Source organism: Pandoraea communis (assembly GCF_902459745.1).
GTDB classification, from domain to species: Bacteria; Pseudomonadota; Gammaproteobacteria; order Burkholderiales; family Burkholderiaceae; genus Pandoraea; species Pandoraea communis.
On sequence record NZ_CABPSJ010000003.1, the window covers coordinates 518,648 to 532,557 of the forward strand.

General features: G+C 61.6%; 10 protein-coding genes. 8 read left to right on the top strand and 2 right to left on the bottom strand.

What is annotated here, in order from left to right; genetic code table 11:
• Positions 1-92 precede the first annotated feature (92 nt).
• The 4 genes from aceE (at position 93) to lpdA (ending at position 6,961) form a co-directional block, all read left to right on the top strand.
• The gene (aceE, locus tag PCO31110_RS13155) at positions 93-2,780 is read left to right on the top strand and encodes a pyruvate dehydrogenase (acetyl-transferring), homodimeric type (protein ID WP_010807270.1); all 2,688 of its coding nucleotides are present in this window, start codon (positions 93-95) and stop codon (positions 2,778-2,780) included.
• 97 nt (positions 2,781-2,877) lie between these two features.
• Positions 2,878-4,521 (top strand): dihydrolipoyllysine-residue acetyltransferase, encoded by a 1,644-nt coding sequence (aceF, locus tag PCO31110_RS13160; RefSeq protein ID WP_010807269.1) that lies wholly within the window; start codon positions 2,878-2,880, stop codon positions 4,519-4,521.
• Between the two features lie 83 nt (positions 4,522-4,604).
• Positions 4,605-5,186, top strand: coding sequence for an Ntn hydrolase family protein (locus tag PCO31110_RS13165; protein ID WP_010807268.1), 582 nt, complete (start codon positions 4,605-4,607; stop codon positions 5,184-5,186).
• A 20-nt stretch (positions 5,187-5,206) separates the two neighbouring features.
• Positions 5,207-6,961 carry a dihydrolipoyl dehydrogenase gene (gene lpdA, locus PCO31110_RS13170; protein ID WP_010807267.1) on the top strand — a complete coding sequence of 585 codons (1,755 nt, stop codon included), beginning with the start codon at positions 5,207-5,209 and terminating at the stop codon, positions 6,959-6,961.
• 423 nt (positions 6,962-7,384) lie between these two features.
• Here the strand turns inward: lpdA and PCO31110_RS13175 are convergent, their stop codons facing one another.
• Positions 7,385-7,945 (bottom strand): phasin family protein, encoded by a 561-nt coding sequence (locus PCO31110_RS13175; RefSeq protein ID WP_010807266.1) that lies wholly within the window; start codon positions 7,943-7,945, stop codon positions 7,385-7,387.
• Between the two features lie 477 nt (positions 7,946-8,422).
• On the opposite strand from PCO31110_RS13175, the gene PCO31110_RS13180 reads away from it, so the two are divergent.
• The 4 genes from PCO31110_RS13180 (at position 8,423) to pbpG (ending at position 12,665) form a co-directional block, all read left to right on the top strand.
• Positions 8,423-9,364: a histone deacetylase family protein gene (locus PCO31110_RS13180; protein WP_036660907.1), complete on the top strand. Its 942-nt coding sequence runs from the start codon at positions 8,423-8,425 to the stop codon at positions 9,362-9,364.
• 92 nt (positions 9,365-9,456) lie between these two features.
• The gene (locus PCO31110_RS13185; protein ID WP_010807264.1) at positions 9,457-10,350 is read left to right on the top strand and encodes a DMT family transporter; all 894 of its coding nucleotides are present in this window, start codon (positions 9,457-9,459) and stop codon (positions 10,348-10,350) included.
• Between the two features lie 129 nt (positions 10,351-10,479).
• Positions 10,480-11,211: a nitroreductase gene (locus PCO31110_RS13190; RefSeq protein WP_051126103.1), complete on the top strand. Its 732-nt coding sequence runs from the start codon at positions 10,480-10,482 to the stop codon at positions 11,209-11,211.
• Positions 11,212-11,399: 188 nt separating this feature from the next.
• Positions 11,400-12,665 (top strand): D-alanyl-D-alanine endopeptidase, encoded by a 1,266-nt coding sequence (gene pbpG / locus PCO31110_RS13195; protein ID WP_010807262.1) that lies wholly within the window; start codon positions 11,400-11,402, stop codon positions 12,663-12,665.
• Between the two features lie 77 nt (positions 12,666-12,742).
• On the opposite strand, the gene PCO31110_RS13200 is transcribed toward pbpG, so the two are convergent.
• Positions 12,743-13,573, bottom strand: a complete 831-nt coding sequence (locus PCO31110_RS13200; protein ID WP_010807261.1) for an IclR family transcriptional regulator — start codon at positions 13,571-13,573, stop codon at positions 12,743-12,745.
• Positions 13,574-13,910: the final 337 nt, after the last annotated feature.

Consider the following 13,910-nt stretch of genomic DNA (forward strand, 5'->3'; position numbering starts at 1 on the left):
GTACAATGCCCCGGTAAAAAAGCCGGTGGGCCCGTCCATGAAGCGGGTATCGACCGTTACGCCAACCCGCTAACGACAGACAAGGAGACACCATGTCCGCCGTACCTGAAGAAGCCCTGAAGATCGTATCCCCTGCGGACGCTGATCCCCAAGAAACGCAAGAATGGCTGGCCTCGCTCGAAGGCGTGCTGGCTGCTGAGGGCCCGGAACGTGCCCACTACCTGCTCGAGAAGCTGATCGAGTTCGCTCGTATCAATGGCGAACATCACCCGTTCTCGGCCAACACCCCCTATATCAACACCATCCCCGTCGAACAGCAGGCCCGTATTCCGGGCGATCAGGATGTCGAGCACAAGATCCGCTCGTACACCCGCTGGAACGCGATCGCGATGGTGCTGCGCGCCGGGAAGGACACGAACGTCGGCGGCCACATCGCTTCGTTCGCCTCGGCGGCAACGCTTTATGACGTCGGTTTCAACCACTTCTGGCACGCACCGTCCGACAAGCACGGTGGCGATCTGGTCTTCGTGCAGGGGCACTCGTCGCCGGGTGTGTACAGCCGTGCATTCCTGCTGGGCCGTCTGGAAATGACCCAACTCGAAAACTTCCGTCAGGAAGTGGACGGTGGCGGTCTGTCGTCGTACCCGCACCCGTGGCTGATGCCGGACTTCTGGCAATTCCCGACGGTGTCGATGGGGCTGGGCCCGATCATGGCGATCTACCAGGCTCGTTTCATGAAGTACATCGAGTCGCGCAACATCGTGAAGACCGACGGCCGCAAGGTCTGGGCATTTCTTGGCGATGGCGAGACGGACGAGCCGGAGTCGCTGGGTGCCATCGGCATGGCCGGTCGCGAGCAGCTCGACAACCTCGTGTTCGTGATCAACTGTAACCTGCAGCGCCTCGATGGCCCGGTGCGCGGTAACGGCAAGATCATCCAGGAACTCGAGTCGGAATTCCGTGGTGCCGGCTGGAACGTCATCAAGGTCATCTGGGGCAGCCGCTGGGATTCACTGCTGGCCCGCGACAAGAAGGGCCTGTTGATGACGCGCATGATGGAGTGCGTGGATGGCGAGTATCAGACGTACAAGTCGAAGGATGGCGCCTATGTGCGCGAGCACTTCTTCAACACGCCGGAACTCAAGGCAATGGTCGCCGATTGGTCCGACGAGGACATTTGGGCGCTGAACCGCGGTGGCCACGACCCGCACAAGATCTACGCAGCGTATCAGTCGGCCACGCAACACAAGGGGCAGCCGACCGTTATTCTGGCCAAGACCATCAAGGGTTATGGCATGGGCGAAGCCGGCCAGGCCATGAACATCACCCACCAGCAAAAGAAGATGCCGGTGGAGTCGCTCAAGAAGTTCCGCGACCAGTTCAAGCTGCCGATTTCGGACGATCAGATTGTCGAGGTGCCGTATCTGAAGTTCGAGGAAGGCTCGAAGGAACTGGAATACATGCGCGCTCGCCGCATGGAGCTGGGTGGCTACCTGCCGCAGCGCCGTACCAAGGCCGCTTCGCTGCCGGTGCCTGCGCTGGGTGCGTTCGACGCACTGCTTAAGGCGACGGCAGAAGGCCGCGAGATTTCCACGACGATGGCGTTCGTGCGTATTCTCAACGTGCTGCTCAAGGACAAGGCGCTGGGTCAGCGTATCGTGCCGATCGTGCCGGACGAGTCGCGCACCTTCGGTATGGAAGGCCTGTTCCGCCAGATCGGTATCTGGAGCCAGGTGGGGCAGCGTTACATTCCGCAGGATCAGGATCAACTGATGTTCTACCGCGAATCCGAAAGCGGTCAGATTCTTCAGGAAGGCATCAACGAAGCCGGCGGTATGTGCGACTGGATCGCTGCCGCGACGTCGTACTCGACGCACGGCGAGACGATGATCCCGTTCTACATCTTCTATTCGATGTTCGGCTTCCAGCGTATTGGCGATCTGGCCTGGGCGGCCGGCGATATGCGTGCTCGCGGCTTCCTCGTGGGTGGCACGGCCGGTCGTACGACCCTGAACGGTGAAGGTCTGCAGCACGAAGACGGACACTCGCTGTTGTGGGCGTCGTCGATCCCGAACTGTCTGCCGTACGATCCGACGTTCGCGTACGAACTCGCCGTGATTGTTCAGGACGGTTTGCGCCGCATGGTGCAGGATCAGGAAGATGTGTACTACTACCTGACCGTGATGAACGAAAACTACGCGCATCCGGCCATGCCGGAAGGCGTGGAGCAGGACATCCTGAAGGGGATGTACGCGTTCCGTCGCGGTGCAGACAACAGCAAGGCGCCGCGCGTGCAACTGCTGGGTTCGGGCACGATCTTCAACGAAGTGATCGCCGCCGCCGAAATGCTCAAGGACGATTGGGGGGTCGAATCGGATCTGTGGGGCTGCCCGAGCTTTACGGAGCTGGCCCGCGAAGGCAACGATGTCGCGCGCTACAATCTGCTGCACCCGACCGAGACGGCGCGTCTGACGCATGTCGAGAAGTGCCTGAACGATACCCGTGGTCCGGTCATCGCATCGACCGACTACATCCGTACGTACGCTGACCAGATTCGTCCGTTCGTCCGTGGTCGTTACGTGGTGCTTGGCACCGACGGCTATGGCCGTTCGGATACGCGTGAGAAGCTGCGTCACTTCTTCGAGGTGGATCGTAACTGGGTCACGGTCGCTGCCCTCAAGGCGCTGGCCGATGAAGGCACGCTGCCGGCGAGCAAGGTCGCCGAAGCGATTGCCAAGTACAACCTGGATCCGAACAAACCCAACCCGATGACCGTCTAAAGGCCGCTTCGCGCGGTGTGCGCGACCGTCAGCCGCCCCTTGGCGGCAGGCGGGCGCACGCCGCACGTCAAGCGCAGCCTCGAGGAGACTGTGGAAAATGAGTCAAGTGATCGAAGTGAAAGTCCCGGATATCGGTGACTTCAAGGACTTGCCCGTCATCGACGTGCTGGTCAAGGCGGGCGACAAGATCGATGCCGAGCAGGCCCTGATCACGCTGGAGTCGGACAAGGCCACCATGGACGTGCCCAGCCCGGCCGCCGGTACCATCAAAGCGTTGAGCCTGAAGGTCGGCGATGAAGTATCCGAGGGTTCGCTGATTCTGACGCTCGAAACAGCGAACGGCTCGGGCGCCCAGGCAAACGGTGCCGCTGCCCCCGCGCCAGCCCCGCAGGCCGCTGCCCCGGTATCTGCACCAGCGCCGGCCGCCAGCGGCGGTACGAGCACGATCGACGTGAAGGTGCCGGACATCGGTGGTTACGACGATGTGCCCGTGATCGACGTGTTGGTCAAGGTGGGTGACACCGTGACGACCGAGCAATCGCTCGTCACGCTGGAATCCGACAAGGCATCGATGGACGTGCCGAGCCCGGCGGCAGGTGTCGTCAAGGAACTGAAGATCAAGGTTGGCGACAAGGTGTCGGAAGGCACGTTGATCGTTGTGCTCGAAGGTGCTGCCACGGTGGCTCCGGCTAAGGCCGCAGCACCGGCGCCGGCACTCACTCCGGCTGCCCAGAGCGCGGCACCGGTAGCGCCGGCTCCCGCCGCTGCTCCGGCGCCTGCCGCCGGGCCGGCGGTTGCTGCTGCGGCCGGCAATCAGCCGATCAGTCACGCCAGCCCGTCGGTGCGTAAGTTTGCCCGTGAACTGGGTGTGGACATTACGCAAGTGAAGGGCTCGGGTCCGAAGGGCCGCGTGGTCGTTGACGATGTGCGCAATTTCGTCAAGAGCGCACTCGCGGGCAACCGCCCGGCGGCTGCGGGTGCCGCACCGGCGGGGGGGGGCGAGCTGAATCTCCTGCCGTGGCCGAAGGTCGACTTCTCGAAGTTCGGCCCGGTCGAGCCGAAGGCACTTTCGCGTATCAAGAAGATTTCGGGCGCGAACCTGCATCGCAACTGGGTCATGATCCCGCACGTCACGAACAACGACGAAGCGGATATCGGCGAACTCGAAGCCTTCCGTGTGCAGTTGAACAAGGAAAACGAAAAGGCCGGTATCAAGGTGACGATGCTTGCTTTCGTTATCAAGGCCTGCGTCCTGGCCCTGAAGAAGTTCCCCACGTTCAACGCGAGCCTCGACGGCGACAACCTCGTCTTCAAGCAATACTTCCATATCGGCTTCGCGGCAGACACGCCCAACGGTCTCGTTGTGCCCGTTGTTCGCGATGCCGACAAGAAGGGGGTGTTCGAGATCGCACGTGAGACCTCGGAACTGGCCAAGCTCGCTCGCGAAGGCAAGCTCAAGCCGGATCAGATGCAGGGCGGTTGCTTCTCGATCTCGTCGCTCGGCGGTATCGGGGGCACGACCTTCACGCCGATCATCAACGCGCCGGAAGTGGCGATTCTGGGCTTGTCGCGTTCGTATCAGAAGCCGGTGTGGGACGAGCGCAAGCAGCAGTTCCTGCCGCAACTGACGCTGCCGCTGTCGTTGTCCTACGATCACCGTGTGATCGACGGCGCCGAAGCCGCACGCTTCAACGCCTACCTGGGCCAACTGTTGCAGGACTTCCGTCGCGCAATGCTGTAACAGGCGGACGCCGCCGGTAGCGCATAGGCGCAAACCGGCGGCGCTCGCGCGACAGCTTCAGGATCTGGACGGGGAGGGGCATCATGACCACCGTGGTAGTCGTCAAGAAGGCAGGCGAGATCGCCATTGCCGCCGATTCGCTCGTGACGTTCGGCGACACAAGACTCTCGCAATCGTACGAGGAGAATCGCAAGGTTTTTCTCGTGGGCGATTCCTATGTCGGCCTGGCCGGCACGACCGCGCACTTTCCGGTCATGCGCGCCATTCTTTCCGGTATGGCAGACGAGTGCCGTCTGCACTCTCGCGACGAAGTGTTCCGCACGTTCTGTCGCGTCCATCAGAAGCTCAAGGAAGAGTATTTCCTCAACACGAAGGAAGAGGAGGACGATCCGTACGAGTCGTCGCAGATCACCAGCGTGATCGCGAATCCGACGGGTATTTACGGGGTCTATTCCTACCGGGAAGTGTTTGTTTTCGATCGGTTCTGGGGGATCGGTTCGGGGCGCAACTTCGCGCTCGGTGCCATGTATGCCCTCTACGACCAGGATCTGAGCGCTAGCGCCATCGCCGAAGCGGGCGTGAAAGCGGGGGCGGAGTTCGACAAGAGTTCCGCCGGCCCGTTTCAGGTGCATGCGTTTCCGATCGATACCACCATCAAGTCATAAATGCGACAGGGAGACCCCGCATGAGTCTCATCGAAGTCAAGGTACCGGACATCGGCGCAGAGGGCGTGGATGTCATCGAAGTGATGATCAAGCCGGGCGACAAGATCGCCAAGGAAGCGTCGCTCATTACGTTGGAATCCGACAAGGCCTCCATGGAAGTGCCGTCCGAAGTGTCGGGCACGGTCAAGGAGGTGAAGATCAAGGTGGGCGACAAAGCCAGCCAGGGCACACTGATCGCGCTGATCGAAGCCGATGATGCGGGGGCCGCCAAGGTCGCCGCTCCGGCGGCTGCGCCGGCACCGGCAGCGCCCGCTGCGCCTGCGGCTCCCGCGCCGGCCGCCGCCAAGCATAGCGGCGGCGCAGATACCGAATGCGACGTGCTCGTGCTGGGTGCCGGTCCGGGAGGTTACTCGGCCGCGTTCCGCAGCGCTGACCTGGGCCGCAAGACGGTGCTCGTCGAACGCTACGCAACGCTCGGTGGTGTGTGCCTGAACGTAGGTTGTATTCCGTCGAAGGCGCTGCTCCACACGGCGGCCGTCCTCGAAGAGGCGCAATCGCTGGGTCATCACGGCATCTCGTTCGGGAAGCCCGAAGTCGATCTCGACAAGCTGCGCGCCTATAAGGAAAGCGTTGTCGGGAAGCTCACGGGCGGTCTGGCCGGCATGGCCAAGATGCGCAAGGTGGAAGTCGTTCGCGGCGTAGGCAAGTTCCTCGACCCGAACCATATGGAAGTCGTGGCCGAAGATGGCAGCAAGCGTACGGTGAAGTTCGCGCAGGCGATTATCGCTGCGGGCTCGCAGGCGGTGAAGTTGCCTTTCCTGCCGGAAGATCCGCGTATCGTCGATTCGACCGGCGCGCTCGAGTTGCGCCAATTGCCGAAGAAGATGCTGGTGATCGGCGGGGGCATTATCGGTCTGGAAATGGCGACGGTCTATAGCGCCCTGGGTACCGAGATTGACGTTGTGGAAATGCTCGATGGCCTGATGCAAGGTGCTGACCGCGATCTGGTCAAGGTTTGGGAGAAGATGAACGCGAAGCGATTCGGTCGCGTCATGCTCAAGACCAAGACGGTGGGTGCCGAGGCCAAGCCCGATGGCATCTATGTGAAGTTCGAGGGCGAAGCTGCACCGGCTGAGCCGCAGCGCTACGACCTCGTGCTGGTCGCGGTGGGCCGCAGCCCGAACGGCAAGAAGATCGGTGCCGAGAATGCGGGCGTGTCGGTGGGCGATCGCGGCTTCATCTCCGTCGACAAGCAGATGCGCACGAATGTGCCGAATATCTTCGCGATCGGCGACATCGTGGGGCAGCCGATGCTTGCGCATAAAGCCGTACACGAAGCGCATGTGGCGGCCGAAGCGGCGGCAGGAGAGAAGGCATACTTCGATGCCATCCAGATTCCGTCTGTGGCCTATACCGATCCGGAAGTGGCTTGGGCCGGCAAGACCGAGGACCAACTGAAAGCGGAAGGCGTGAAGTACGGCAAGGCCGTGTTCCCGTGGGCAGCATCGGGCCGCGCTATCGCCAATGGCCGCGACGAGGGTTTCACGAAGCTGTTGTTCGACGAAGAGACGCATCGCATCGTTGGCGGCGCGATCGTTGGCACGCATGCGGGCGATCTGATTGGTGAGCTGTGCCTGGCCGTCGAGATGGGGGCAGACGCCGTCGACATCGGCAAGACGATTCACCCGCACCCGACGCTGGCCGAATCGATCGGCATGGCAGCGGAGATCTACGAAGGCGTTTGCACCGACGTACCGCCTGCGCGCAAAAAGTAACTCGCGTCGGCACTGGCGCTTGGCATCGAGTGTCGAGCATTTGCGGTGCAAGCGTCGAAGGCCGATGCGCTGGCGGACGCCCTCAATCGCGCCGTTCGCCATTGTGGCGTCTGTCAGAAGAAAGCCGTCATCCCATTCAGGGGTGGCGGTTTTTTTATGTGCGGATGTCGGCTGCGAAATGTCTGGCGCGAACGCCTGCCGCATGCGTCGCGACTGGCGTTCGATCGACCCCGTCGCGGCGGGAAGGGCACAGGAGCGGGGGGGGGGGCGTCAAACCGCTGCCCCAAAAAGAAACCCGGCGCGGGCCGGGTTCGAAAGGTACTTAAAGTACCGAGGAGACAACTGGGTGTCGCTGTATCACTTTGAGACACAGCGACAGATTTTCAAGCGTCCCTCGCGACAGCGCTATAAAAGCGCTATCGATTACTTCTTGGTGCTGGCAGCGCGCGAAGCCTGAGCGGCAGCCTTCGATGCAACGTTGGTCGCAGCAGCGAAGTTCGTCTCAGCGATCTCCACGGCTTGCTTGGTTGCCTTCTGCACGCTGTCGAAAGCGCTATTGGCAGCCGACAGTGCCGACTTGGCGAGTGCAACCGCCGACTCGGAACCGGCCGGGGCGTTCTTGGCCAGGTTGTCGAACAGCGCTTGGACATTGTGCGAGCCTTCAGCCAGTTGGGCTTCAGCCACCTTGGTCACTTCAGCTTGCGTCGACGAAGCGATTTCATACAGGTGGCGGCCGTACGCGAGTGCCTTTTCGGCAGCCGGCTGGACGAGGTTGGCTTGCAGAGCGAGCAACTCTTGCGCGTCCTTCACAGCGAAAGCCTTCTGCGCGGTCGAAGCGGATTCGGCCAGCGATGCCTTGACGGCTTGCAGGTTCAGCTCGACCAGCTTTTCAACGCCTTCGAAGGCTTTGTTGGTCAGGCCAAACAGGGTTTCGAGGTTGGCTTTATGGGCGGCAGCGAGTTGCTCGGGGGTCAGAAACGACATGGCGTTCTCCTATGGTGTCATACACAACATATCGACCCACTCCGTGTTCGCTGGTTGGTTCTCACCTTATGTCGGTGAAAACACGGTTGGGGCCTCTCAAATCGATGCATTCTCTTTTGTGCATCGCACAATTGCAAGTGTAGAGATATTTTTGGCAGTGTCAAGTCTTTTTTGTGCGCCGCAGCAATTCAACAAAAGCTTACAAAATCAAAAGCTTGAGATCCCATCAGGGGCGAGTGACACTGCGTCGCGGCGACGTTTTCACGCTCCCCGGAGAGCCTTGATTGGTGCGGTTTTGCACTGTTTTGGCGCCCGGCGCACCATGCACGGCGATGGTACTATCAATAGGTTCCGGCACCGGCGGGACGGTAACGCATGCAAGATTGCTCTCGCTTTCGAAGGGGGCGCGTGCTGTCCGCCAGTGCCGATATTCTTCACCGCCTTTTTGCGTGCCGCATCTGCCGGCCACTCGCGTCGATGCAAGCGTTTTACAGCGACCATTTCGTCTTGCCATTGCCGCCGGGGCATCGGTTTCCCATGGAGAAGTATTCCCGTCTGCGCGAACGCGTTACCGGCGAACTCCCGGAAGTCGCGCTGGCCGAGGCCTTGCCCGCAGACGACGCGATGCTGGGTCGCGCCCATTCGCGGGAGTACGTGGCGCGCGTGAGCGCCGGTGAGCTGAATCCGAAAGAGCAGCGCGATATCGGATTTCCGTGGTCGCCGCAGATGGTCGAGCGCTCGCGCCGGTCTGCCGGGGCGACAGTGGCCGCCTGCCGTGCCGCGCTCTCCGATGGCGTGGCCGTGAATCTCGCTGGCGGCACCCATCACGCGTATGCCGATCGTGGGGAAGGGTTCTGTGTATTCAACGACGCCGCCGTCGCCGCCCGCACGATGCAGGCCGAACTCGGCCCCCACACCCGTGTCGCGATCATCGATCTCGATGTGCATCAAGGCAACGGCACCGCCGCCATTTTCGAGCGCGACCCCAGCGTCTTCACGTTGTCGCTGCACGGCGAACACAATTATCCGTTTCATAAGGCGAACGGCGACCTCGATGTGGCGCTGCCCGACGGCTGCTGTGACGACGAATATCTCGTCGCGCTCGGTCATGCGCTGACCGATCTTTTCGCGCAGTTCACGCCGTCGCTCGTGATTTATCTCGCGGGGGCCGATCCATTGGAAAACGACCGGCTCGGCCGGCTGGCCCTGACGCAAGATGGATTGCTCGCGCGCGACCGTCGTGTATTGACGGCGTGCGCCGAGCGGGGACTGCCGGTCGCTATCGCGATGGCGGGTGGCTATGGCCGAGACATCGGGCAGACGGTCGCCGCGCATTTCGCCACGATCCGGCTCGCCAGCCAATTCCAGCGCGCGAGCCGCCGTGTCTTCCGCGCGCCGGCGGGCGGCGTTCTCGTATGAGCGAACGTCAAATGGCAGCCCGGCCCCCCTCGCATTCGGCCAAGGGGCACGCAACGGCGAGCAACGCACGCCTGAGCCTCTGGAGCGCGACCATGCCATGGTGGTTCGTGCTGATCTGGAGCACGGGCTTTATTGTCGCCAAATACGGCATGCCGAATGCCGAACCGCTGACGTTTCTGGCGTTGCGCTTCGGCGGCACGCTGCTGGTCATGCTGCCCGTCGCGTTGTTGACGGGCACACCTTGGCCCATGCGGCGTGAGGGCGGCGGCGCCGGGCGCATCGACTGGCCGCTCATTGCGCATCTTGCCGTGTCCGGCATCCTGATCCAGGCGGTATATCTCGGCGGCGTGTGGGCCGCGATCAAACAGGGCGCACCGGCGGGACTGGCAGCATTGATCGTCGGTATTCAGCCATTGCTGACGGCACTTTTTGCGCGCGTGGTCGGCGAGCCGGTCTCGCGACGCCAATGGCTCGGGCTGCTGTGTGGATTTGTCGGCGTTGGGCTGGTCGTTGCCAACAAGGTCGGTGTTCGCGGCATCGGCGTGGGACCCGTGGCTTTGTGTGTGCTGAGCCTGTTCGCGATTACGGCCGGCACGCTCTATCAGAAACGTTTCTGTGCGCATTTCGATTTGCGCGTCGGTACGCTCGTGCAGTTCGGCGCGGCTTTCGTCGTGACGCTGCCCGCGGCGTGGGCGCTTGAAACCATGCAAGTGCGCTGGAACGTTGAAATGCTTGGCGCGCTCGCATGGTCGGTGCTGGCGTTGTCGATCGGTGCAATTTCTTTGCTGTTTTTGCTGATCCGGCATGGTGCCGCGACCAAGGTTTCCAGCCTTATGTATCTGACGCCGCCGACCACCGCTGTCATGGCCTGGCTGCTGTTCGGCGAGATGCTGTCACCGCTGAGTGCTGCCGGGATGGTCGTTGCGGCCCTCGGCGTTGCGCTTGTGATCGAGCGGCGGGCGGTGCCTGTCGCGTCAGCGTCTTGAGCCAGACGCCATTTCCCTTTCATTGTTTGGCGCGAGCAAAAGTCTATGAAACAAGAACACCCGCGTGCGCAAGCTGCGCAACCCTCGCAAAGCGACAACGCCCCAACATCCGGCCTGCCCATGCAACCCATGGTTGGGGAAAGTACCCATCGCCCGGCTGTCAACGATAACGCCAGGCTGCGCGTGGAATATGTTGACGAGGCGATTCGCAGCCGGCGTTCGATTCGAGCCTACCTGCCGACGCCCGTGCCGCAGGCTACCGTGGCGGACATTCTTTCGGTTGCGTCGCGTGCGCCTTCGGGCAGCAACATTCAGCCGTGGCAGACCTATGTGCTGTCCGGTGAGGCGTTGAAGTCGCTCACGACGCGGCTGTTGGACGCGTTCAACGACCCGGCCCAGCGATTGATGCACCAGGAGGAGTACGCGTATTACCCGCGCGAGTGGAGTGAGCCTTATCAGGCGCGTCGTCGCAAGGTGGGATGGGATCTGTATAGCCTGCTGGGCATCGGGCGCGCCGATAAGGAGCGCATGCACGGGCAGCACGCACGTAACTTCACGTTCTTCGGTGCGCCGGTGGGTTTGATCTTTACGATCGATCGGCATCTGGAGCAGGGCAGTTGGCTGGACTACGGCATGTTCCTGCAAAGCGTGATGGTCGCGGCGCGCGCGCGAGGGCTCGATACCTGTCCGCAGGCGGCGTTTGCCACGTTCCACCAGGTCATTTCGGCGGAACTGCGATTGCCCGAGACCCGGATGGTCGTGTGCGGTATGGCGTTGGGTTACGCAGATCCGGAGGCGGTCGAGAACCGGCTCGTCACCGAGCGTGCGCCTCTGAATGAGTGGGCGCATTTTTTGAACTGATTGATATCAAGGGGTTGGCATAATTTGGCAAATTTTGGCGATCATGTGATTTTTTGCGTTGCGTCGCACAAAACTGCCAGATGCCGGTTTAAGTATTTCCGCTAAGTCATTCATATTGCTTATTTTTTCGGAAGTTACTAAACTTCTCACAACCTCGTTGTCTGCCAACCTCACGCTACCCCCAATTTATGTACGCGATCACGACTCTTGCGCGTCTGTGCCGCTCCCGCCTCTGGGGTGCTGCCGTCGTGGCGATTTCACTCGCCGCCGGTACCCCGGCAGTCACTTACGCCGCTGGTAAGACGAGCGAATGCTCGCCCAAGACGGCCAAGACTGCTGCCCAGAAGCGCGCATGTGCCAATCCTAAAGCGACGAAAGCCGTCGCCGCTTCCAAAACCGGTGCCAAAGGTGCCGTCGCCACGACCGCCGCTCGCGATACCAAGAGCGTGAAGGCGGGCGGCAAGGCGCGTAAGCTGGCCACCGTCGACGACGACGCTGCTGCCAAGCGTGTCGCCGTCAAACGTGTCGTCTACAAAAACGGCAAGCGCCGTGTCGTGACGTCGTATCGCACCGTCAACTTTACGCCGCAAGCACCGGAGCGTCTGTCGACGGGCCGTGCGTTCGGTCTGCACGAAACGCCTGACACTCTCGCGCTGCGTTCCTCGGTGGCTTATGTGATTGACGAGCGCACCGGCGAGTCGCTGTTCGACAAGAACTCGCAAGCGGTGCTGCCGATCGCCTCGATCTCGAAGCTGATGACGGCGATGGTGTCGCTCGACGCCGGTATCCCGATGACCGACGTCATGGAAGTGACGGACGAAGATCGCGATTACGAAAAGGGCACAGGTTCGCGCCTGTCGGTGGGTTCGCGCCTGTCGCGCGAAGACATGCTGCACATTGCGCTGATGTCGTCGGAGAATCGTGCGGCCGCTGCGCTGTCGCGCTACTTCCCGGGGGGCCGTCCCGCCTTCCTGGCGGCGATGAATCGCAAGGCCAAGCAACTCGGCATGAACGACACGCACTTCAACGATCCGACGGGGTTGTCGAGCCAGAACGTGTCGAGTGCGCGTGATCTCGTGAAGATGGTCAAGGCCGCTTATCAGTACCCGATGATTCGTCGTTTCTCGACGGATACCAATTACGACGTCAATACCGGCCGCCGTGAATTGCACTACGTCAGCACGAATCACCTGATCGGTCATCCGGGCTGGGAAATCGGTCTGCAGAAGACGGGCTATATCAACGAAGCGGGTCAATGCCTCGTGATGCAGGCCAATGTCGAAGGCCGTCCGGTGATCATGATTCTGCTTGATTCGACCGGCAAGTATTCACGCTTCGCCGACGCCACGCGCGTTCGTAAGTGGCTGCTCGATGGCGGCGGCACTACGCCGCAGCGTACGGCGGGCACGACGCCGACGGCACAGGTCGCAACCAACAGCGAACACGCGCTGTAAGCCGTGTCTCGTTAAGTTGCGCGGCGCACGTCGCGCCAACTATGAAACAAAAGGCGCTCCCGAGGGAGCGCCTTTTGTTATTCGGCCGTGCTGTTCTGCGACTGACTGCTGCCGCCAGCATCCGGGTTCGGCACGTGAAAGCCCAGCGACGTCGAAATGTGCAACGCAGTCTCGTTCAGGTTGGCGAGCCACGCGTCCTGTAAGCGGTCGGCCGGCGCAGACAGCGAAAGCCCCGCAACGAGCTTGCCGCTATCGTCGTAGATCCCTGCCGCAATGCATCGCACACCCAGCTCGAGTTCCTCGTTATCGCGTGCATAGCCCGACTTACGCACGTGAGTCAGTTCACGCTCGAGCTTTTGCAGATCGGTGATGCTATTGCGTGTATGTCCAGACAGGCCGGTGCGTGCGGCGTAGGCGCGTACGCGCGAGGCTTCGTCGGCGGCGAGGAAGAGCTTGCCGACCGAGGTGAGGTGCAACGGCGCATGGCCGCCGATGGCGCGCACCACCTGCATGCCCGAGCGCTCGCTATAGGCACGCTCGATGTAGACGATTTCGTCGCCTTGACGTACCGACAGATTGACCGTTTGACCGGTAATGCGATGCAGGCCGCGCATCGGCGCGAGCGCGGCATCGCGTACCGACAGGCGCGCTTTGACCAGATTGCCGAGTTCGAGCAGACGCATGCCGAGACGGTACGTGCCCGGATCGCAACGATCGACAAAGCGGCAAGCCACCATGTCGTTCAGGATGCGGTGCGCGGTCGACGGATGAAGCTCGGTAGCTTGCGCCAGTTCCTTGAGGCTCACGGGATCGGCGTGGCCGGCAAGGGCATCGAGCAGACGCATCATGCGCTCGATTACCTGAATGGACGTGCGCGACTCCGCGCCTGGATTGCTTTCGTCTTTCATGGGGTAGGGCCGAGTTTCGTATAGAAGTGATTCTATATCATATTGTGAAAAATTCGCAGAGTTCGCATAGAGGACTTCTGCGAAAAATCCAGCCGTCCGATGCGCTGGCGCCATCGACGGTTGACGCATCTGGCGCGTCCGGCGAGCCGTAACGGGCGTGTTACAGGAAAGCGTCGTTGCCGCAGTAACTGCCGGCCTAAACCAAAAGTGGTCTTTCGCTCGCGTGCCTATCATTCCCTTGCCATTTAATTCGGTGTCTGACCGGATCGGAAGATGTGGTCGGCACCATAAAGGAGGCGCTGGGAATGTATGGGTATGTTTATGCGCCGGCGGCCCC